20 protein-coding genes and 1 pseudogene are annotated in these 23,588 nt (G+C 24.0%); 20 read left to right on the top strand and 1 reads right to left on the bottom strand.

Annotated elements, in window-relative coordinates; all coding sequences use genetic code 11:
- Positions 1-2: 2 nt before the first annotated feature.
- Entirely contained in the window at positions 3-368 is a 366-nt protein-coding gene (gene rpsF, locus GJT94_RS01675) for a 30S ribosomal protein S6 (protein WP_168894406.1), read from the bottom strand.
- Positions 369-509: 141 nt separating this feature from the next.
- On the opposite strand from rpsF, the gene ung reads away from it, so the two are divergent.
- The 20 genes and pseudogenes from ung to ftsH form a co-directional block, all read left to right on the top strand.
- Complete coding sequence (ung, locus tag GJT94_RS01670; RefSeq protein WP_168894405.1) at positions 510-1,181, top strand: uracil-DNA glycosylase; 672 nt, start codon at positions 510-512, stop codon at positions 1,179-1,181.
- A gap of 210 nt (positions 1,182-1,391) precedes the next feature.
- A complete protein-coding gene (gene asd / locus GJT94_RS01665) occupies positions 1,392-2,510 on the top strand; it encodes an aspartate-semialdehyde dehydrogenase (protein ID WP_168894404.1) in 1,119 nt (372 codons plus the stop codon).
- 149 nt (positions 2,511-2,659) lie between these two features.
- Positions 2,660-3,514, top strand: coding sequence for an FKBP-type peptidyl-prolyl cis-trans isomerase (gene fkpA / locus GJT94_RS01660; protein ID WP_168894403.1), 855 nt, complete (start codon positions 2,660-2,662; stop codon positions 3,512-3,514).
- Positions 3,515-3,575: 61 nt separating this feature from the next.
- Positions 3,576-3,986: a sulfurtransferase complex subunit TusD gene (tusD, locus tag GJT94_RS01655; protein ID WP_168894402.1), complete on the top strand. Its 411-nt coding sequence runs from the start codon at positions 3,576-3,578 to the stop codon at positions 3,984-3,986.
- On the top strand, positions 3,986-4,342 hold the full coding sequence (gene tusC / locus GJT94_RS01650; RefSeq protein WP_168894401.1) for a sulfurtransferase complex subunit TusC: 357 nt from the start codon (positions 3,986-3,988) through the stop codon (positions 4,340-4,342). The genes tusD and tusC overlap by 1 nt, the downstream gene beginning before the upstream one ends.
- A gap of 21 nt (positions 4,343-4,363) precedes the next feature.
- Positions 4,364-4,663 (top strand): sulfurtransferase complex subunit TusB, encoded by a 300-nt coding sequence (tusB, locus tag GJT94_RS01645; protein WP_168894400.1) that lies wholly within the window; start codon positions 4,364-4,366, stop codon positions 4,661-4,663.
- 56 nt (positions 4,664-4,719) lie between these two features.
- A complete protein-coding gene (gene rpsL, locus GJT94_RS01640) occupies positions 4,720-5,091 on the top strand; it encodes a 30S ribosomal protein S12 (protein WP_168894399.1) in 372 nt (123 codons plus the stop codon).
- 65 nt (positions 5,092-5,156) lie between these two features.
- Positions 5,157-5,627 (top strand): 30S ribosomal protein S7, encoded by a 471-nt coding sequence (rpsG, locus tag GJT94_RS01635; protein ID WP_168894515.1) that lies wholly within the window; start codon positions 5,157-5,159, stop codon positions 5,625-5,627.
- A gap of 167 nt (positions 5,628-5,794) precedes the next feature.
- On the top strand, positions 5,795-7,912 hold the full coding sequence (gene fusA, locus GJT94_RS01630; RefSeq protein ID WP_168894398.1) for an elongation factor G: 2,118 nt from the start codon (positions 5,795-5,797) through the stop codon (positions 7,910-7,912).
- A 49-nt stretch (positions 7,913-7,961) separates the two neighbouring features.
- Positions 7,962-9,146, top strand: coding sequence for an elongation factor Tu (tuf, locus tag GJT94_RS01625; RefSeq protein WP_168894397.1), 1,185 nt, complete (start codon positions 7,962-7,964; stop codon positions 9,144-9,146).
- A gap of 140 nt (positions 9,147-9,286) precedes the next feature.
- Positions 9,287-9,673, top strand: a complete 387-nt coding sequence (gene secE, locus GJT94_RS01620) for a preprotein translocase subunit SecE (RefSeq protein ID WP_168894396.1) — start codon at positions 9,287-9,289, stop codon at positions 9,671-9,673.
- Positions 9,674-9,675: 2 nt separating this feature from the next.
- Complete coding sequence (nusG, locus tag GJT94_RS01615) at positions 9,676-10,221, top strand: transcription termination/antitermination protein NusG (RefSeq protein ID WP_168894395.1); 546 nt, start codon at positions 9,676-9,678, stop codon at positions 10,219-10,221.
- A gap of 24 nt (positions 10,222-10,245) precedes the next feature.
- Complete coding sequence (rplK, locus tag GJT94_RS01610; RefSeq protein WP_168894394.1) at positions 10,246-10,674, top strand: 50S ribosomal protein L11; 429 nt, start codon at positions 10,246-10,248, stop codon at positions 10,672-10,674.
- 3 nt (positions 10,675-10,677) lie between these two features.
- Positions 10,678-11,379, top strand: a complete 702-nt coding sequence (gene rplA / locus GJT94_RS01605) for a 50S ribosomal protein L1 (RefSeq protein WP_168894393.1) — start codon at positions 10,678-10,680, stop codon at positions 11,377-11,379.
- 76 nt (positions 11,380-11,455) lie between these two features.
- On the top strand, positions 11,456-11,944 hold the full coding sequence (gene rplJ, locus GJT94_RS01600; RefSeq protein ID WP_168894392.1) for a 50S ribosomal protein L10: 489 nt from the start codon (positions 11,456-11,458) through the stop codon (positions 11,942-11,944).
- A 48-nt stretch (positions 11,945-11,992) separates the two neighbouring features.
- Positions 11,993-12,358: a 50S ribosomal protein L7/L12 gene (gene rplL / locus GJT94_RS01595; RefSeq protein WP_168894391.1), complete on the top strand. Its 366-nt coding sequence runs from the start codon at positions 11,993-11,995 to the stop codon at positions 12,356-12,358.
- A 104-nt stretch (positions 12,359-12,462) separates the two neighbouring features.
- A complete protein-coding gene (rpoB, locus tag GJT94_RS01590; protein WP_168894390.1) occupies positions 12,463-16,488 on the top strand; it encodes a DNA-directed RNA polymerase subunit beta in 4,026 nt (1,341 codons plus the stop codon).
- A 53-nt stretch (positions 16,489-16,541) separates the two neighbouring features.
- On the top strand, positions 16,542-20,747 hold the full coding sequence (gene rpoC, locus GJT94_RS01585) for a DNA-directed RNA polymerase subunit beta' (protein WP_168894389.1): 4,206 nt from the start codon (positions 16,542-16,544) through the stop codon (positions 20,745-20,747).
- A gap of 265 nt (positions 20,748-21,012) precedes the next feature.
- Positions 21,013-21,645 (top strand): RlmE family RNA methyltransferase, encoded by a 633-nt coding sequence (locus GJT94_RS01580; protein ID WP_168894388.1) that lies wholly within the window; start codon positions 21,013-21,015, stop codon positions 21,643-21,645.
- A 45-nt stretch (positions 21,646-21,690) separates the two neighbouring features.
- Positions 21,691-23,493: pseudogene (gene ftsH, locus GJT94_RS01575) on the top strand (ATP-dependent zinc metalloprotease FtsH); the annotation flags it as partial.
- Between the last annotated feature and the right edge of the window lie 95 nt (positions 23,494-23,588).

The following is a 23,588-nucleotide window of genomic DNA, read 5'->3' as shown; positions in this document are numbered from 1 at the left end:
TATTATATTGTTTTTATAACATCATGACGTTTTTCTTGAAATTCATCTCTTGATTTTAAAATACAAGATATATTTTTTCTTTCTGTTTTGGTTCTTATTATGAGATATCTTATAATATATTCATTAATTCTTAAACTTTTTTCAAGATTTTTTATTATATTAATATTATTTAATGTAATATTCATTAGTATATAATGAGCTTTATGTAATTTTAGTATAGGATAAGATAATTGTCTTCTCCCCCAATCTTCAAATCTTGAAATAAAACCATCATTTTTTAAAATAAATTTTTTATAATATTTAATAATATTATTTATTTGATCACTTTGATTTGGATTAATCATTAAAACTATTTCATAATAGTTCATTTTATACTCCTTAAAATTATAATTTTTAATAAAATATTAAAAACAAGGATTAAAATATAAAAAATTTGTTTTTTACAAAAATATTATATAATATTTTTGTAGAATTACATAAATTTATATTTTTACAAATTAAATATTATTATGAATAATAAAATTTTTATATGGAAAAATTTTTTTCAACAAGAAAAAAAAAAACATTATTTTATAAAATTAATTCAAAAAATTAATAAAGATATTAAAAATAATAAAATTATTTATCCTAAAAAAAAATATATTTTTAATATTTTTAAAAAAATAAATTTTAATAATTTAAAAGTAGTAATTATAGGTCAAGATCCTTATTATGGTTTTAATCAAGCTAATGGTTTTGCTTTTTCAGTTATGCCTAATATAACTATTCCTCCTACATTAAAAAATATTTATAGAGCTTTAAAATTAGACATACCTGAATTTATAATTCCTAATCATGGATATTTAATAAATTGGGTTAATGAGGGAGTAATGTTATTAAATTCAATACTAACTGTAGAAAAAAATAAACCTCAATCTCATGCTAATATTGGTTGGGAAATTTTTACAAATAATGTAATAAAAATAATAGATATGAATTACAATAACATTGTTTTCTTATTATGGGGGACATATGCTAAAAAAAAAATAAGTTTTATAACATCAAAAAATTTAGTTTTAACTACGTCACATCCATCTCCTTTATCATTCTATAAAGGGTTTTATTTTTGTAAACATTTTTCTAAAACAAACAAATATCTTATTTTAAAAAAAAAAAAACCAATTAATTGGAAGATAAATTAAATAATTTTAGTTTAATAAAAAAATTTATTATAAATTTTTTAAATATTTATTTTTTTAAAATAAATTTAACAAATTAAAAAAAATACTTATTTATATTACATATTTCTTTTAATGTTTTATTATATTTAATATTCTAATATTAGAGAATATTTTTATATAACATTAACATAATAAATTAAACAACAAAATATGATTTTATAAGAGGGAATAATGAAAAAAGTTGGGTTTATTGGTTGGAGAGGGATGGTAGGATCAGTTCTTATAAATAGAATGTTAAAAAAAAAAGATTTTAATAATATTAATGCTATTTTTTTTAGTACTTCTCAATATGGAGAATATATTAATCATTTTAATATAAAAAATAAAAATATTAAATTAGAAAATGCTTATGATTTTGAAAAATTATTTGAATTAGATATAATTGTAACATGTCAAGGAAGTGAATATACAAATAAAATTTATTTTAAATTACGTCAAATAGGATGGAATGGTTATTGGATAGATGCGGCTTCTAATTTAAGAACCTTAGAAGATGCCGTTATTATTTTAGATCCTGTTAATTTAGAACATATACAACAAAAATTAAATATGGGAGTAAAAACTTTTGTAGGAGGAAATTGTACTGTTAGTTTAATGTTAATGGCTCTAGGAGGGTTATTTAAAAATAATTTAGTTGATTGGATTTCTGTATCTACATATCAAGCAGCATCAGGAGCTGGTGCAAAATTTATGAAAGAGCTTATTTTACAAATGCAATATATATCTAAAAATATAACTAATTTAATTAAAAAAAATTCTTTTAATGATAATATTCTAAGTATAGAACAAGAAATTTCAAAACAAATGTATTCTTCTAAATTTCCTAAAAATTATTTTCATGTTCCTTTAATTAATAATGTAATTCCATGGATAGATAAAAAAATAAATAATAGTGGACAAACAAAAGAAGAATGGAAAGGACAATTTGAAACTAACAAAATTTTAAACACAACAAAAATCATTCCAATTGATGGATTATGTGTTAGAGTTGCTACTTTACGCTCACATAGTCAATCATTTACAATTAAATTAAATAAAAATTTATCTATAGATAATATTCATTATCTTATTAATTCTCATAATAAATGGATTAAAATTATATCAAATAATTTTGATGATACTATTAATTATCTTACTCCTTCTTTTATTAATGGTAAATTAGATATACTTGTTGGCAGAATAAAAAAATTAAATATAGATAAAAATTGTTTCTCAATTTTTTCAGTAGGTGATCAATTACTTTGGGGGGCATCAGAACCATTAAGAAGAATGTTAAAATTATTAATTTAATTTTTTATAAAAATTAATATTTTAACTTGTTTTTTAATTCTATTAAAAGTAATATTTATATAAAATAAGATAATTTATTATCTTATTTTATATATATATATTATAATGTACTATTATTTTTAATCTTACCAAAAAATTTTGGAGAAAAAATGAAATTTTTTACTAAAAAAGTATCAATATTTATTATATTGCTTTTAAGTATCGGATTAAATATATCTACTACAAATGCAAATGCATTTACATTAAATAATGTGTCATGGTGGAATAAAAATAAATCTAAAAATATTATTAAAAAAAAAATAAAAAATCAAAAAAAAAAACAAAATATAAAAAAGAAAAAAAAAGAAATCTTTTTTAAAGATGATAATGATAAAATTTCCTATGCTCTAGGAGTTATAATAGGAAAACATTTAACTAATACATATCAAACACAAAAAATATTAAAAATAATATTAAATAGAAAACTAATTCTTCAAGGTGTATCTGATTCTTTAGATGGAAAATATAAACTTTCTGATAATGAAATTGATATAGCCTTACAATTATATGATTCACATACAAAAGATGTTATGACTCCAGATGAAACTCAAGATGAATCTAAAATAAATGAAAAAATAGGTCAAAAATATATTAAAAAATTTTTAAAAAGAAAAAATGTAAAAAAAAGTAAAAGTGGATTAGTATATAAAATTAATAAAATGGGTTCTGGTAAAAAAATTACAAATAATAATCAAATTATTGTTATTAAATATACAGGAAAATTAATTGATGGCACTGAATTTGATAATACAGAACCAAACAAACCTTTATTTATTATTTTACAACAAGTAATAGATGGTTGGAAAGAAGGTTTAAAATATATTAAAAAAGGTGGTAAAATAACATTAGTTGTACCTCCAAAATTAGCTTATGGTTCAGAAATAATTTCTGGAATACCAACTAATTCTACCTTAATATTTGAAATTGAACTTTTAGATATTAAAGATTCAATATCTAAAAAATAAATATTTTAATATTTATTTAAAATAAATTTTAATATAAAAATATTTTTGGATTTTTAATAACATGATCTTTGTAATATTAGTTACAGAAGCTCCATATAGTAATCAGAATGCTTATTCTGCATATTTATTTACTAAAGCAGTAATACAAACAAAGAATATAGTAAAAAATATTTTTTTTTATCGAAATGGAGTATGTAATGCTAATAAAAATATAAAATTTAATAATGATGAATTCAATTTAATTAATTCTTGGAAAAAATTAAGTATAAAACATCATATTAATTTATATATATGTATTACTTCTGCTAAAAAAAGAGGTTTAATTTTAGAAGAAAAAAATAGTTTTTATAAAAATAATTTTTTTGGTTTTAAAAAAGAAATCAATAATATTATTGATACTAACTTTAAAATAACTACTTTAAGTACATTTACAAAATTAATATTAACTTGTGATCACTTAGTTCAATTTTAATGAATAAAATAGCATTTATATTTTCAACATCTCCTTATGGAAATAGTCTTGGTAAAGAAGGACTTGATACTGTAATTTCTATATCCTCATTAACTGAGGATATAGCTTTATTTTTTATAGGAGATGGGATTTTACAAATAAAAAAACAACAAAAACCAAAAGAATTTTTATTAAAAAATTATAATATTAGTTTTAGTATTTTAAAATTATGTAATATTAAAAAATATTTTGTTTGTTCAAAATCTTTAAAAATATTAGGATTAAAAAATAATAACTGGATTATACCAGTTAAAATTATAGATCCATTAATATGGTACAAAAAAATTAATAATTATAATATAATTCTTAACTTTTAGTTCAATAAAATCTTTTTTTATATGTTATATACCTTATTTAGTTCACCAGCATCTTGTAATTTTTCTTTATTATTAAATATTCTAAATAAAAATGATAACTTATTATTAATTCAAGATGGAGTATTAGCTGGATTAAAAAATAGTATTTTTATGAAAGAAATCATTAAAAAAAAACAAAAAATTAAAATATTAATATTTGCAATAAATGATGATATATTGGCCAGAGGTTTGAGTTTAAATATTTCAGAAAAAATTATAAGAATAAATTATATAAAATTTGTTAGTTTAATTATAAAAAACAAAAAACAAATAATATGGTAATTATTTATAATAAAATATTTAATATTAAATATAATATTTTAAATTTAGGAAAAAATATGGCAACAATTAATCAATTAGTTAGAAAAAATAGAAAACGAAAAATAGTTAAAACAAATGTACCTGCTTTAAATTCTGCACCTCAAAAAAGAGGTGTATGTACAAAAGTATACACAACAACTCCCAAAAAACCAAATTCTGCTTTACGAAAAGTATGTAGAGTAAGATTAACAAATGGTTTTGAAGTAACTTCTTATATTTCAGGAGAAGGACATAACTTACAAGAACACTCTGTAATTTTAATAAGAGGAGGTAGAGTAAAAGATTTACCTGGAGTTAGATATCATACTGTTAGAGGCGCTTTAGATTGTACTGGAGTAAAAGATCGAAAACAAGGTAGATCAAAATATGGAGCAAAAAAACCTAAATAAAATTATTAAATATCATTTTTTATTTATATTTATTCAAGTGTTATTAAAAAATGGAGTCAATTTCTATGCCTCGTAGAAGAATAATTAGTCAGAGAAAAATATTACCAGATCCTCAATTTGAATCAGATTTATTAGCTAAATTTATTAATATACTTATGATAAATGGTAAAAAATCTATTGCAGAGTCTATTGTTTATTCTGCATTAAGTATAATAAAAAAAAAAATAGGTAAAAAAGAAATAGATGTTTTTCTAAATGTATTAGAAAATGTAAAACCTATAGTTGAAGTAAAATCCAGAAGAGTAGGTGGATCAACATATCAAGTACCTGTTGAGATTAGACCAATAAGAAGAAATACTTTAGCTATGCGTTGGTTAGTTAATGCTGCAAGGAAAAGACATGAAAAATCTATGATTTTAAAATTAACTAATGAATTATTAGATGCTTTAGAAAATAAAGGAAATGCTGTTAAAAAACGTGAAGAAATACATAAAATGGCAGAAGCTAATAAAGCTTTTGCTCATTATCGTTGGTAAAACATTAATTTAAAAGAAAATTTAAATAATTTAAATTTAAAATAAAATGAATCAATTAATCAATAGAATATGCGTAGCTAAATCAATATTTAACATTTAATATTTTATTAAAATAATATTATTATAATTTTAAATTTTTTTATATAATAAAATAGAGGAATAAATATATGGGTCGAAAAACTCCTATAACAAGATACCGTAATATTGGTATTAGCGCACATATTGATGCTGGAAAAACAACTACAACAGAAAGAATTTTATTCTATACAGGAGTAAATCATAAAATAGGAGAAGTTCATGATGGTGCCGCTACAATGGATTGGATGGAACAAGAACAAGAAAGAGGTATTACAATTACTTCAGCTGCTACCACAACTTTTTGGTCAGGAATGTTTAATCAATATAAATCACATAGAATTAACATCATTGATACACCGGGACATGTAGATTTTACAATTGAAGTAGAACGCTCTATGAGAATATTAGATGGAGTTGTTATGATTTATTGTGCTGTAGGAGGAGTACAACCTCAATCAGAAACAGTATGGAGGCAAGCTAATAAATATAAAGTACCTAGAATTGCTTTTATAAATAAAATGGATAGAATGGGGGCAAATTTTACAAAAGTAATTCAACAAATAGAAAATAATTTATTAACAGAAACTGTTCTACTACAATTACCTATAGGTTCTGAACAAAAATTTACCGGTATAATTGATTTAATACAAATGAAAGCTCTAAATTGGAATGAAAAAGACAAAGGAATAAGTTGTAATTATACAAATATACCTTTAAATATGAAAAAAGAAGCTGAATTTTGGAATCAAAAATTAATAGAAACAGCTGTAGAATCTAATGAAATATTATTAGAAAAATATTTTAATGGAAATCAAATTTCCATACAAGAAATTAAATCTTCTTTAAGAAAAAGAGTTTTAAATAATGAAATTACTTTAATAACATGTGGTTCTGCTTTTAAAAACAAAGGAGTACAAGCATTATTAGATGCAATAATTGATTATTTACCATCCCCTAAAGATATTCCTCCAATTCAAGGAATATCTAATAATGAAAAAAAAATTCTTGTAACTCGTGATACTGATGATAACGAACTATTTTCTGCATTAGCTTTTAAAATTGCTAATGATCCTTTTGTTGGAAATTTAACTTTTTTTAGAGTATATTCTGGAACTATTAGTAGTGGAGAAACTATATATAATTCTATAAAAAAACAAAAAGAACGTATTGGTAGAATTGTTCAAATGCATGCTAATAAAAGAGAAGAAATAAAAAAAGTATATGCTGGAGATATTGCGGCAGCAATTGGATTAAAAAATGTAACAACAGGAGATACATTATGTGATATTAATAAATGTATTATTTTAGAAACTATGGAATTTCCAGAACCTGTTATTTCTATTGCAATAGAACCTAAAACTAAAATAGATCAAGAAAAAATGGGTCTAGCTTTAAATCGTCTTATTAAAGAAGATCCTTCATTAAAAAGTTGGACAAATGAAGAAACAAATCAAACAATTATTGCTGGTATGGGTGAATTACATTTAGAAATTATTGTAGATAGAATGAGAAGAGAATTTAATGTATCTGCCAATATTGGAAAACCACAAGTTTCTTATCGTGAAACTATACAAAATAACATAAATAATATAGAAGGAAAATATATTAAACAAACTGGAGGAAGAGGACAATATGGTCATGTAGTAATAGATATTGCTCCATTAAAATCCCAAAAAAATAATATAGGTTATTTATTTACTAATGATATAAAAGGTGGTGTAATACCTAGTGAATACATTTCAGCAATAGATAAAAGTATTCAAGAACAATTAAAATCTGGTCCTATGGCAAGTTATCCTGTGGTAAATATTTCAGTAAGACTTCATTATGGTTCCTATCATGATGTAGATTCTTCTGAATTAGCTTTTAAATTAGCTGCTGCAATTGCATTCAAAAATGCATTTAAAAAAGCTAATCCTATTCTACTTGAACCTATAATGAAAGTAGAAGTTGAAACTCCTGAAGAATATATGGGAGATGTTATTGGAGATTTAAATCGTAGAAGAGGAATTATAGAGGGTATGAATAATATTCCTACTGGAAAAACTATACGTGCTTGTGTCCCTTTATCAGAAATGTTTGGTTATGCTACTGATTTACGTTCTTATAGTCAAGGAAGAGCATCATATACTATGGAATTTTTAAAATATACTAAAGCACCTGATAGTATTGCAAAAATAATTATTGAATCTAGATCTAAATCATAAAATTTTAATAATATTTAATATATTAATTTATTTAGAAGGATATTAATCTGTGTCTAAAAAAAAATTTGAACGTTCTAAACCACATATTAATGTTGGTACTATAGGACATGTTGATCATGGAAAAACAACTTTAACAGCAGCAATAACCACTGTTTTATCTAAAAAATATGGTGGATCAGCAAAAGCTTTTGATCAAATTGATAATGCTCCAGAAGAAAAAGCAAGAGGTATAACAATCAATACATCCCATGTTGAATATGATACTAAAAATAGACATTATGCTCATGTAGATTGTCCAGGACATGCTGATTATGTAAAAAACATGATTACTGGAGCAGCACAAATGGATGGGGCTATATTAGTAGTTGCAGCAACAGATGGTCCTATGCCACAAACTAGAGAACATATTTTATTAGCAAGACAAGTAGGAGTCCCCTATATTATAGTTTTTCTTAATAAATGTGATATGGTTGATGATGAAGAATTATTAGAATTAGTAGAAATGGAAGTACGTGATTTATTAACACAATATAATTTCCCCGGAGACACTACTCCTATTATTCAAGGATCAGCTTTGAAAGCTCTTGAGGGTGATAAAAAATGGGAAGAAAAAATTATTGAATTAACAAATTCTTTAGATACTTATATTCCTAATCCTATAAGAGCAATTGATAAACCTTTTTTATTACCCATAGAAGATGTTTTTTCAATATCAGGTAGAGGAACAGTAGTAACAGGAAGAGTAGAAAGAGGTATTATAAAAGTAGGAGAAGAAGTAGAAATTATAGGTATTAGAAATACTATAAAATCTATTTGTACTGGTGTAGAGATGTTTCGTAAATTATTAGATGAAGGACGTGCAGGTGAAAATGTGGGGATTCTTCTTAGGGGTATTAAAAGAGAAGATATAGAAAGAGGACAAGTTTTAGCTAAACCAGGATCAATTACCCCACATATTAAATTTGAAGCAGAAGTTTATATTTTATCTAAAGATGAAGGTGGAAGACATACAGCCTTTTTTAAAGGATATCGTCCTCAATTTTATTTTAGAACTACAGACGTAACAGGAACTATAGAGTTATCTTCTAATATAGAAATGGTTATGCCTGGGGATAATATTAATATGATTGTTACATTAATTTATCCTATAGCAATGACTAATGGTTTACGTTTTGCTATTCGTGAAGGAGGTCGTACAGTTGGTGCTGGAGTTGTTACTAAAGTTTTACAATAAATAATAAATATAAAAGAAGATAAGGGAAAATACTCCCTTTGATTCTTTTTTTTAAATGTTAAAATAATTAATAAATTATTAGTAAAGTTTCTTTATAATTTATATATTATTCTATATTAGTTTTTTTTGGTTAATATATAATGAATATTATAGAATTTAAAAAAAATGTAAATAAATATGTTACAGATACCATAAAATGGTTTATTAGTATAATTTTATTAATTACTATTTTAGTATTAAATTATAATTATCAAAATATAAATTTATCTATTCGTTTAGTTTGGGTTTTTTCTATATTAACATTAATAATATTTATTATATCATTTACAAATACAGGTAAAAAATTATTTTCTTTTATATATTATGCACGAATAGAAGCTCGTAAAGTTATATGGCCTTCTTATAAAAATACCTGGAATACATCATTAGTAATAATATTAATTATTACAATAATTTCTATTATTTTTTTTATATTAGATAATTTTTTAATTTATTTAATATCATTTTTAACTGGAACGAGGTTATAATAATGAATAAATCTTTAAAAAAAAAATGGTATGTTATTCAAGCTCGTTCTGGTTTTGAACATCGTATAGTTCAATCATTAAAAGAATATATTAAAATTCATAATATGGATAATTATTTTGGTAAAATTTTAGTTCCTACTGAGGCTATAGTTGAAATACGTGGAGGTCAAAAATATAAAAGTGATCGAAAATTTTTCCCAGGATATATATTAATTCATATGATGATGCAAGAATTAAGTTGGCATTTAGTACGTAGTATACCTAAAGTTTTAGGTTTTATTGGAGGAAAATCTGATAACCCTTTACCTATTAGTGATAAAGAAGTAAATATAATTATAAGCCGTTTACAAAAAATTGGAGATAAACCTAGACCAAAAACAATATTTGATCCAGGAGAAATAATTAGAGTAAAAGATGGACCTTTTTCTGATTTTAATGGAACAGTAGAAGAAGTAGATTATGAGAAAAGTAGATTAAAAGTTTCTGTATCAATTTTTGGAAGATCTACTCCTGTAGAATTAGATTTTCGTCAAGTAGAAAAAGGATAAATATTAATTAACTGAGAAAAATCTATGGCAAAAAAAATTAAAACTTATGTAAGATTACAAGTACCAGCTGGTAACGCTAATCCTAGTCCACCTATTGGGCCTGCATTAGGACAACATGGTGTGAATATTATGAATTTTTGTAAAATTTTTAATTCAAAAACTAGTAATTTAGAAAAAGGTATGCCTATACCAGTAGTAATTACAATTTATGTTGATAAAACTTTTACATTTATTACTAAAACTCCTCCAGTATCTGCAATAATAAAAAAAATACTTGGAATTAAAAAAGGATCAAATAAACCAAAAATAGAAAAAATTGGTGTAATTACACAAGATCAAATTCGTAAAATTGCTGAAATTAAATATATTGATATGAATGGAGTAAATATTAAATCTATGATGTCTTCTATAAAAGGTACCGCACTTTCTATGGGATTAATTATTGAGGATTAAATAATGGGAAAATTAACAAAACGTATGGATTTAATGTTAAAAAATATAAATTTAAAAAATCAATTTTCTATTGAAGATGCTATTAATAATTTAAAAACTTTAAGTAAAGTAAAATTTATTGAAAGTATTGATATTTCTATTAATTTAGGTATAAATACAAAAAAGACAGAACAAAATATTAGAGGGAATGTTAGTTTACCTTATGGTAATGGTAAAAAAATAAAATTTGCAGTTTTTGCTAGTGGTAAAGAAGCAATTAAGGCAAAAGAATTAGGAATAGAATTAATTGGAATGAATGATTTATCAAAAAAGATTACTAATGGTGAAAAGAATTTTGATATAGTAATATCAACACCAGAAGCTATGGATATTGTTAGTAAATTAGGACCTATTTTAGGACCTAAGGGTTTAATGCCTAATCCTAAATTAGGAACAATAACAAATAATGTATCTAAAATAATAAAAAAAATATGTAATGGACAAATTAATTTTCGTAATGATAAAAATGGTATTATTCATGTAAGTATAGGAAGAATTAATTTTGAAAATAATAAGATTAAGGAAAATTTACAAACTTTATTAAAAATCTTAAAGAAATATAAACCAACACAATTAAAAGGTAATTATATTAAAAAAATATATATATCATCAACTATGGGTATTTCTATGGAAATTACTAAAGATTGTATGAATTTAATCAATTAATATTTTACTTTACAAAAATTTTTTTTATATTACAATCATAGTTTTTACTAAAAAATAGGAGTGCAATAATTTTAGAATGTCATTAAATATTACAAAAAAAAAAATGATTATTGCAAAAATAAGTAAAATAAATAAACATGCTTTATCAGCTGTAATTGCTGATTTTTGTGGTGTTAATAGTAATAATTTAAATGAATTAAGGAAAAAAAGTAGAAAAAATGATATTATCATAATTATTGTAAGAAATAAATTATTAAAATTAATTATTAAAAATAGTAATTTTCAATGTTTAGAACCTTTAATAAGTGGTCCTATATTAATTGCATATTCACTTAAACACCCTGGAGCTGCTGCTCGTTTATTTAATGATTTTTGTAAATTAAATGAAAATTTTAAAATTAAAGCAGCAGCATTTGAAAATAAAATAATAAATAGTGAAGATATTAATCTTTTAGCTAATTTACCTACATATAAAGAAGCTATAACACGTTTTATAATAATTATAAAAGATATTTCTATAGGGAAATTTCTTCGAATTTTAATTGCAATTAAAAAGATTAAATAAATTTATTTTATTTTAAAAAATATTATTATTATTTTTAGGAAAGTATTTATGTCAATAACTAAAGAACAAATTATAAAAGCTATAGAATCTATGTCAATTATGGATTTAATGGAATTAATAAGTTCTATAGAAAAAAAATTTGGTGTTTCTAGTATAATAAATGAAAAAAACAATAATCAAGAAAAAGAAGAAAAAGAAGAACAAACAGAATTTAATATCTACCTAAAAAGTATAGGAAAGAATAAAATTTCTGTTATTAAGGCGGTTAGAAGTATCATGGGTTTAGGATTAAAAGAAGCTAAAGATTTAGTTGAATCTGCTCCTGTAATATTAAAAGAATCTATTAATAAAACAGAAGCATTAGATTTAGAATCTAAATTAAAAATTTCTGGAGCAGAAATAGAAATTAAATAATTTTTTAATAATCTAAATAAAATTTATTTATATAAAATAATATTTAATAACATAAATATTAATTTAATTAAATTGTTTAATTGATCAGATAACTGAGGAACCATATGGTTTATTCTCAAACTGAAAAAAAACGTATTCGTAAAGATTTTGGAAAAAGACCTCAAGTTTTAAATATTCCATATTTATTATCTATTCAAATTGATTCATTTAAAAAATTTATAAAAAAAGATCTTACAGGACAATATGGTTTAGAAGCTGCATTTAAAAGTATATTTCCTATAACTAGTTATAGTGGTCATGCTAAATTAGAATATGTAGATTACCGTTTAGAAAAATCTCTTTTTAGTGTAAAAGAATGTCATACAAGAGGAATGACTTATTCTGCTCCTATAAAAGTAATATTACGATTAATTATTTATGATAAAGAAAAACCTGGATTATTAGTTAAAAATATAAGAGAACAAGAAGTATATATGGGGGAAATACCATTAATGACAAAAAATGGTACTTTTATAGTTAATGGTATCGAACGTGTTGTTGTTTCACAATTACATAGAAGTCCAGGTGTTTTTTTTGATAGTGATAAAGGTAAGACACATTCTTCAGGAAAAATATTATATAATGCTCGTATCATTCCTTATAGGGGTTCTTGGCTAGATTTCGAATTTGATCCTAAAGATAATATTTTTGTACGGATAGATAGAAGAAAAAAATTACCGGTTACAGTTATTTTACGTGCTTTGGATTATGATATAGAAGAAATATTAAATATTTTTTTTGAAAAAGATACTTATAGAAAAAAAAATAATCAAATAGAAATGATATTAATACCAGATAGATTAAGAGGAGAAACAGCATTTTTTGATATTAAATTTAATAATATTATTTATGTAAAAAAAGGTAAAAGAATTACAATACGGCATATTAATATGCTAAAGAAAAAAAATATAAAATATATAAATATTCCTATAGAATATATGATAGGAAAGAGAGTTGTAAAAGATTATATTAATCCAATAACAGGAGAAGTAATTATTTCTGCAAATTATCCTTTATCGATAGATATAATTAATCAAATTTTTAAAAATGATAATGTTATTGAAACTATTTTTACTAATGATTTAGATTATGGTAATTATATTTCAGAAACTTTAAAAATAGATGATACAGTTACACGTCTAGATGCTTTAGTTGAAATTTATAGAATGATGCGTCCTGGAGAACCTCCTACAAAGGAGGCTGCAGAAATCTTATTTAAAAAATTATTTTTTATGGAAGATCGATATGATTTATCTCCTGTCGGAAGGATGAAAATTAATCTTTCATTATCAAGAACATCTATTCTTGGTACTGGAATTTTAAGTAAAGAAGATATTGTTGATGTTATTAAAAAATTAATTAATATTCGTAATGGTACTGGAAATATTGATGATATTGATCATTTAGGAAATAGAAGAATTCGTTCAATTGGAGAAATGGCAGAAAATCAATTTCGTATAGGTTTAATACGTGTTGAAAGAGCAGTAAGAGAAAGATTATCTTTAGGGGAAATAGAAACTTTAAAACCTCAAGATATGATTAATGCTAAACCAATTTCTGCAGCTTTAAAAGAATTTTTTTGTTCTAGTCAATTATCACAATTTATGGACCAAAATAATCCATTATCAGAAATTACACATAAACGTCGTATTTCTGCTTTAGGTCCAGGGGGATTAACTAGAGAAAGAGCTGGTTTTGAAGTTAGAGATGTACATCCTACTCATTATGGTAGAATATGTCCTATTGAAACTCCAGAAGGACCTAATATAGGATTAATAAATTCTTTATCAGTATATGCGAGAACAAATCAATACGGATTTTTAGAATCACCATATAGATTAGTAAAAAATGGATTTGTTACTAATAAAATTAAATATTTATCTTCAATAGAAGAAGGTAATTTTATTATTGCTCAAGCTAATACTAATATTGATAAAAAAAAATATATTATAGATAAATTTATTACATGTCGCTATAAAGGAGAATCAGGTTTATTTAAAAAAGAACAAGTCCATTATATGGATGTTTCTACACAACAAATTGTTTCTATAGGTGCTTCTTTAATTCCTTTTTTGGAGCATGATGATGCTAATCGTGCTTTAATGGGTGCAAATATGCAGAGGCAAGCTGTTCCTACATTAAAAACAGAAAAACCTTTAGTAGGAACTGGAATGGAAAGAATTGTAGCAGTTGATTCAGGTGTTACCATAATTGCAAAACATTCTGGAATAATACAATATGTAGATGCTTCTCGTATTATAATAAAAAGAGATAGTAATAATATAATTAATACTAAAAATGATATAGAGATATATCATTTAGAAAAATATATAAGGTCTAATCAAAATACATGTATTAATCAAATTCCATCTGTAAATTTAGGAGAATTAGTAAAAAAAGGAGATGTTTTAGCTGACGGTCCTGCTACAGATTTAGGAGAATTAGCATTAGGTCAAAATATGAGAGTAGCTTTTATGCCATGGAATGGTTATAATTTTGAAGATTCTATTTTATTATCAGAAAAAGTAGTTCAAGAAGATAAATTTACTACTATACATATCCAAGAATTATCTTGTATATCTCGTGATACTAAATTAGGTCAAGAAGAAATTACATCTGATATACCAAATGTAAGTGAATCTTCTTTATCTAAATTAGATGAATCTGGTATTGTATATGTTGGAGCTGAAGTAAAAAATGGAGATATCCTTGTAGGAAAAGTAACTCCTAAAGGAGAAACACAATTATCACCAGAAGAAAAATTATTACGTGCTATTTTTGGTGAAAAAGCTTCTGATGTAAAAGATACTTCTTTACGAGTTCCTAATGGTGTATATGGCACTGTTATTGATGTACAAATTTTTACAAGAGAAGGTGTAAAAAAAGATAAAAGAACTATAGAAATTGAAGAAATGCAATTAAAGCAAGTAAAAGAAGATTTTTTTTCTGAACAAAAAATTTTTGAACAAAATATATTGTTAAATACAAAAAATTTTTTATTAAAAAATAATTTTCTTAAAAAAGAAAATATTAAAAATTTTGATATAAATTTTATTATTTCATTGCAAGAAACACTTAAACATCCTCAATTAAACTATTTTATTAAACAATATAAAGAAATAAAAGATACTTTTAAAAAAAAAATTAAATTGCAAAAGAATAAAATCGTACAAGGAAATGATTTAGCTCCTGGTATTTTAAAAATTATTAAAGTAAATTTAGCTGTAAAAAGACAAATCCAATCAGGTGATAAAATGGCAGGAAGACATGGAAATAAAGGAGTTATTTCTAAAATTTGTCCTGTAGAAGATATGCCTTATGATAAAAATGGGGTTCCAATTGATATTATTTTAAATCCGTTAGGAGTCCCATCTAGAATGAATATAGGACAAATTTTAGAAACCCATTTAGGTATGGCCGCAAAAGGAATTGGAAATAAAATTAATATTTTATTAAAAGAAAAAAAAAAAATAGATAGAATACGTAATTTTCTTTATAAAGCGTATAATCTCGGTGATAATATATACCAAAAAATAGATTTAGAGAATTTTACTGATAATGAAATAATTACATTAGCAAATAATTTAAAAAAAGGAATGCCTATTGCTACTCCAGTTTTTGATGGTGCTCAAGAAAAAGAAATAAAAGAATTATTAAAATTATCAGGTTTACCAACATCTGGACAAATTAAATTATATGATGGGCGTACAGGAGAAGCTTTTGAAAGACCAGTTACTGTAGGGTATATGTATATGTTAAAATTAAATCATTTAGTAGATGATAAAATGCATGCTAGATCTACAGGTTCATATAGTCTTGTAACGCAACAACCATTAGGTGGAAAAGCTCAATTTGGTGGACAAAGATTTGGGGAAATGGAAGTTTGGGCCTTAGAAGCATACGGAGCAGCATATACTTTACAAGAAATGTTAACCATTAAATCTGATGATGTAAATGGTAGAACTAAAATGTATAAAAATATTGTTGATGGGAATCATCAAATGGAAGCTGGTATTCCAGAATCTTTTAATGTTTTATTGAAAGAAATACGATCATTAGGTATAAATATTAGTTTAGAAAATACAGAATAATTATTTTATATTAAAATTTTGCTAATTTATAATATAATTGAGGTAATAAATTTGTGAAATATTTATTTAATTTTTTAAAATCACAAAAAAAAATAGAAGAATTTGATTCAATAAAACTTTCTTTAGCTTCTTCAGATATGATAAAATCTTGGTCTTTTGGAGAAGTTAAAAAACCTGAAACAATTAATTACCGTACTTTCAAGCCAGAAAGAGATGGTTTATTTTGTGCTCGTATTTTTGGACCTATAAAAGATTATGAATGTTTATGTGGTAAATATAAACGTTTAAAACATAGAGGTGTTGTTTGTGAAAAATGTGGTGTTGAGGTTACACAAACTAAAGTTAGACGAGATAGAATGGGGCATATTGAATTAGCGTCTCCGATTGCTCATATATGGTTTTTAAAATCTTTACCTTCTAGAATAGGTTTATTACTTAATATGCCTTTAAGAGATATAGAAAAAGTTTTATATTTTGAATCTTATGTAGTAATTAAAGAAGGTATGTCTTCATTAAGAAAAAAACAAATTTTATCTGAAGAACAGTATTTTGATTTATTAGAAGAATTTGGAAATGAATTTGAAGCTAAAATAGGAGCTGAAGCAATACAATATTTATTAAAAAATATTAATTTAAAACAAGAATGTAAGTTATTACGTCATGAATTATATAATACAAATTCGGAAACTAAAAGAAAAAAAATAGCTAAAAGAATTAAATTATTAGAATCTTTTATACGTTCAGGAAATAAACCTGAATGGATGATAATGACTATATTACCTGTTTTACCTCCTGATTTAAGACCTTTAGTTCCTTTAGATGGAGGTAGATTTGCAACATCAGATTTAAATGATTTGTATCGTCGTGTTATTAATCGTAATAATAGATTAAAACGTTTATTAGAATTATCAGCTCCTGATATTATAGTAAAAAATGAAAAAAGAATGTTGCAAGAAGCTGTTGATGCGTTATTAGATAATGGTAGAAGAGGAAAAGCTATTACAGGTTCTAATAAACGTCCTTTAAAATCATTAGCAGATATGATTAAAGGCAAGCAAGGAAGATTTAGACAAAATTTGCTAGGTAAAAGAGTTGATTATTCTGGGAGATCTGTTATAACAGTAGGTCCTTATTTACATTTACATCAATGTGGTTTACCTAAAAAAATGGCATTAGAATTATTTAAACCATTTATATATGGTAAATTAGAAATTAAAGGCTTTGCAAATACCATTAAAGCTGCAAAAAAAATGGTAGAAAAAGAAGAATCAATAGTATGGGATATACTGGATGAGGTAATTAAAGAACATCCTGTATTATTAAATAGAGCACCTACTTTACATAGATTAGGAATACAAGCTTTTGAACCTATTTTAATCGAAGGTAAAGCAATACAATTACATCCTTTAGTTTGTGCAGCTTATAATGCTGATTTTGATGGTGATCAAATGGCTGTTCATATTCCTTTGACATTAGAAGCTCAACTAGAAGCAAGAATTTTAATGATGTCTACTAATAATATTTTATCACCAGCAAATGGAGAACCAATTATTGTTCCATCACAAGATGTAGTATTAGGAATATATTATATGACTAAAGATAAAATTAATGCATATGGTGAAGGAATGATATTAACAGGTCCTAAAGAAGCAGAACGTGTCTATAATGTAGGACAAGTAGATTTACATGCTCTTGTTAAAGTTAAAATTAAAGAATATACAAAAAATTTATTAACAAATCAATGGATTAAAAATCATATTATTGTAGATACTACAATTGGCAGAGCTATTTTTTGGAACCAAGTACCTAAAGGTATACCATATCATATGATAAATAAAACTTTAGGTAAAAAAGATATTTCTAATATTCTTAATATATGCTATAGAATTTTAGGATTAAAAGCTACAGTTATTTTTGCTGATCAAATAATGTATACTGGATTTAAATATGCTACTAAATCAGGTTCTTCTGTTGGTATAGATGATATAGTTATTCCTAAGAATAAAACTGAAATTATTAATGAAGCAAAATTAGAGGTTAATGAAATTCAAGAACAATTTCAATCAGGTCTTGTTACTTCTGGTGAAAGATATAATAAAGTTATTGATATTTGGGCTGCTGCTAATGAAAAAATAGCTAAGTCTATGATGAAAAATTTATCAGTAGAAAAAATAATTAATAAAAAAGGTAATTTAATTAAACAAAGTTCTTTTAATAATATTTTTATGATGGCAGATTCTGGTGCTAGAGGTTCTGCAGCACAAATTAGGCAATTAGCTGGAATGAGAGGTTTAATGGCAAAACCTGATGGTTCTATTATTGAAACTCCAATCATTGCTAATTTTAGGGAAGGTTTAAATGTTTTACAATATTTTATTTCTACTCATGGTGCTAGAAAAGGATTAGCAGATACTGCTTTAAAAACAGCTAATTCTGGATATTTAACTAGAAGATTAGTAGATGTAGCACAAGATTTAGTTATAACAGAAAATGATTGTCATACTCTAGGAGGAATAAGAATTTCTTCTGTTATTACAGGAGGAGACATAAAGGAATCATTAAGAGAAAGAGTTTTAGGTAGAGTAACAGCAGAAGATGTAGTAAAAACAGATGGTAAAACAATTTTAATTAGTAAAAATACCTTATTAAATGAAAAATATTGTGATATTTTAGAAAAAAATTCAATTGATAATATTAAAGTAAGATCTGTAGTTAGTTGTGAAACTTCTTTTGGAGTATGTTCATATTGTTATGGTCGTGATTTAGCCAGAGGTCATATTATAAATAAAGGAGAAGCAATAGGGGTTATTGCTGCCCAATCTATAGGAGAACCTGGTACACAATTAACAATGAGAACATTCCATATTGGAGGAGCTGCTTCAAGATCTGCGGCAGAATCTAGTATACAAGTTAAAGATAATGGAATTATTAAATTAATAAATACAAAATCAGTTATAAATACAACTAATAAATTAGTAGTAATTTCTAGAAATGCTGAATTAAAAGTTATTGATCACTTAAATAAAATTATAGAAAGTTATAAAATACCATATGGTGCTATTATAACAAAAAAAAATGGATCTCATATTATTGCTGGTGAAATAGTATCATATTGGGATCCTCATACTATGCCAATTATTACTGAAGTTAGTGGAAAAATAAAATTTATTGATATGTTAGAAGGACAAACTGTTATAAAACAAACTGATGATTTAACAGGATTAATATCTATTGTTGTATTAGATACTTCAGAAAGACCTTCTCTAGGTAGAGATCTTAGACCTATGATTAAAATTTTAAATGAGAATAATGAAGATATAATTATACCTGGTACAGATATGCCAGCACATTATTTTTTACCTAATAAATCTATAATTCATTTAAAAGATGGAAGTATAATTAGTATAGGTGATGTTTTAGCAAAAGTACCTCAAGAATCTGGAGGAACTAAAGATATTACTGGAGGACTTCCAAGAGTAGCAGATTTGTTTGAAGCAAGAAAACCTAAAGATGCAGCTATTTTAGCCGAAATTAGTGGTATTATTTCATTTGGTAAAGAAACAAAAGGAAAAAGAAGAATAATAATTACTCCTATGAATTCAGATATAGAACCATATGAAGAGATGATCCCGAAATGGAGACAATTAAATATTTTTGAAGGTGAAATAATTAATAAAGGAGATATTATTTCAGATGGGCCAGAATCTCCACATGATATCTTAAGATTAAGAGGTGTAAATGCTGTTACTAATTATATAATTAATGAAGTACAAGATGTTTATCGATTACAAGGTGTAAAAATAAATGATAAACATATAGAAGTAATTATACGTCAAATGTTACGTAAAGCTACTATAACAAAAATGGGAGATTCTAGTTTTTTAGAAGGTGAACAAGTAGAAGTTTTTAAAATTATTATGGAAAATAAAAAATTAAAAGATCATGGAAAAACCATAGCGTTATATAATCGTGATCTATTAGGTATTACTAAAGCATCTTTAGCAACTTCTTCTTTTATTTCAGCTGCTTCTTTTCAAGAAACCACAAGAGTTTTAACAGAATCTTCTGTAGCAGGAAAAAGTGATAAATTAAAAGGATTAAAAGAAAATGTAATTGTAGGTAGATTAATTCCTGCAGGAACTGGATATTCTTATCATACAAATCGTATTAATAAAAAGAACATTGATAAAAAAACAAATAATATTTCTTCGGCAGATTCTGCAGCTGCTAATTTAACTGAATTATTAAATGCTAATTAAAAATTGTATTTAAAAAAAAAAATTTATTTTTTATATTTAATCCATACAAAATTTTAAAAAAAGTTTTAATATTTTTTTATATAAATAATTCTGTCAAAAAATTTTTTTTAAAAAAATATTATTCTTAAAATATAAATAAAATTTTAAAAGTGAATAATATTTTTAAGTTTATTTATTACAAATTGTAAAATTTAAAATTTTTTGATATTATTATTAACAATTATTTCATGAAATGAATATTTAATTTTTTAAAATAAATAATTTTATGAATTACAAAAAAAATAAAAAATCTAAAATATGGTTAAAACATAATTTTAAAGATTTTTATATAAAAAAAGTTCAAAAAAATATTAATAAATATAGATCAAGATCATGGTTTAAATTAGCAGAAATAGAAAAAATAGATAAAATTTTTAAAAAAGGTATGACTATAATTGATTTAGGATCTTCTCCTGGAGGGTGGTCCAGTTTTGCTTCATTAAAAATTGGTAATAAAGGAAAAATTATAGCATGTGACATATTACCAATGAATAATATTAAAAATGTTAAATTTTATCAAGGTAATATATGTAATTCTATTTTTTTAAATAAAATTTTAACAAAACTTAATAAAATAAAAGTACATATGATAATGTCAGATATATCTCCTAATATTTCTGGTATAAAAGAAATAGATATACCTCAAATTATTTATTTAAATGAACTAACATTAAAATTATGTTATTCTTATTTAAAATATAATGGAGTTTTTTTAGTAAAAACTTTTCAAAATAAGGAATTAATCCGGTATTTTAATAAAATTAAATCTATATTTAAAGTAGTTAAGATTAGAAAACCTAATGCTTCAAGATATAAATCGAGTGAAATTTATATTGTGGCAAAAGAATATAAAAATTAATATATAATATACTATAAAGTTACAAGGGGTTACTTTTTGAAAGATATGGCAAAAAATCTAATTTTCTGGTTAGCAATTACAGTCATATTCATATCTGTTTTCCAGAGTTTAAATCCAAATAAATTTTATAAAAAAAATCAAATTTCATATTCAACTTTTTTATCTGAAATTAAACAAAATAAAATAATTAAAACAAGTATTAATGGTAGAAAAATTCATGTTTTTAGAAAAAATAATAGTAATTATACTACTTATTTACCAATGAATGATCCTAATTTATTAAAAGTATTATTTTTAAAAAAAATTAAAATATTAGGAGAACCTCTTCCAAAACCTAGTATACTATTATCTATTTTTATTTCATGGTTTCCAATGTTCTTATTAATTGGAATTTGGATTTTTTTTATTCGTCAATTGCAAAATAGTAGTAAAGGAGCTTTGTCTTTTGGTAAAAGTAAAGCACAGATTTTAACAGTAGATCAAATAAAAATTACATTTAATGATGTTGCAGGATGTGATGAAGCAAAAGAAGAAGTTAGAGAATTAGTAGATTATTTAAAAGAACCTAAAAAATTTCAAAAATTAGGAGGTAAAATCCCTAAAGGTATTTTAATGGTTGGTCCTCCAGGAACCGGAAAAACTTTATTAGCTAAAGCTATTGCAGGAGAATCAAAAGTACCATTTTTTATTATTTCAGGTTCTGATTTTGTAGAAATGTTCGTAGGTGTAGGTGCTTCAAGAGTTAGAGATATGTTTAATAAAGCTAAAAAATTAGCTCCATGTATTATTTTCATAGATGAAATAGATGCAGTAGGAAGACAAAGAGGAGCAGGATTAGGAGGAGGACATGACGAAAGAGAGCAAACATTAAACCAAATGTTAGTCGAAATGGATGGTTTTAATAATAATGAAAGTATTATAGTAATTGCAGCAACTAATCGTCCTGATGTATTAGATCCTGCTCTTTTAAGACCTGGACGTTTTGATCGTCAAGTTATAGTAGGTCTACCAGATATAAGAGGAAGAGAACAAGTTTTAAAAATACATATTAAAAATATACCTATTTCTAAAGAAGTTGATTTAAAAATTTTAGCTAGAGGTACTCCAGGTTTTTCAGGAGCTGACTTAGCAAATTTAATAAATGAAGCAGCTTTATTAGCAGCTCGTCAAAATTATAATTTTGTTTCTATGTTAGAATTAGAAAAAGCAAAAGATAAAATTATGATGGGGGCAGAAAGACGTTCTTTAGTAATGACAGAAAAACAAAAAGAAGCAACTGCTTATCATGAGGCAGGTCATGCAATTATAGGGAGATTAGTTCCAGATCATGATCCAGTACATAAAGTTACAATTATTCCTAGAGGGAGAGCTTTAGGAGTTACATTTTTCTTACCTGAAATTGATATTATTAGTATTAGTCGTCAAAGGTTAGAAAGTAAAATATCTACATTATATGGAGGTAGAATTGCTGAAGAAATAATTTACGGAGAAAAATATGTATCAACAGGATCATCAAATGATATTAAAGTTGCAACTAATATTGCAAGAAATATGGTAACACAATGGGGTTTTTCTAAAAAATTAGGACCTTTACTATATACAGAAGAAGAAGAAGAAATTTTTTTAGGAAGATCAGTTGCTAAAGCTAAACATATGTCTGACGATACAGCTAAAATTATTGATCAGGAAGTAAAATATTTAATAGAAGAAAATTATAATAGAGCATTTAAAATTTTAAAAAATAATATTGATATTTTACATAAAATGAAAAATATATTAATAAAATATGAAACAATAGGTTCAATTCAAATTGATGATTTAATGAATAGAAAAGAAGTTAGACCTCCAGAATATGATAAAAAAGAATAAAATTTTAAAAATCAATAATTTATGATATTTTATAAAAAAAACAAGGAAATTTTATAATATGAAATATCATAAAT

The organism is Enterobacteriaceae endosymbiont of Donacia cinerea, from assembly GCF_012569925.1.
Lineage (GTDB): Bacteria > Pseudomonadota > Gammaproteobacteria > Enterobacterales > Enterobacteriaceae.
The sequence above is the reverse complement of the archived record's forward strand: the minus strand, read 5'-3'. Positions and strand labels throughout refer to the sequence as shown.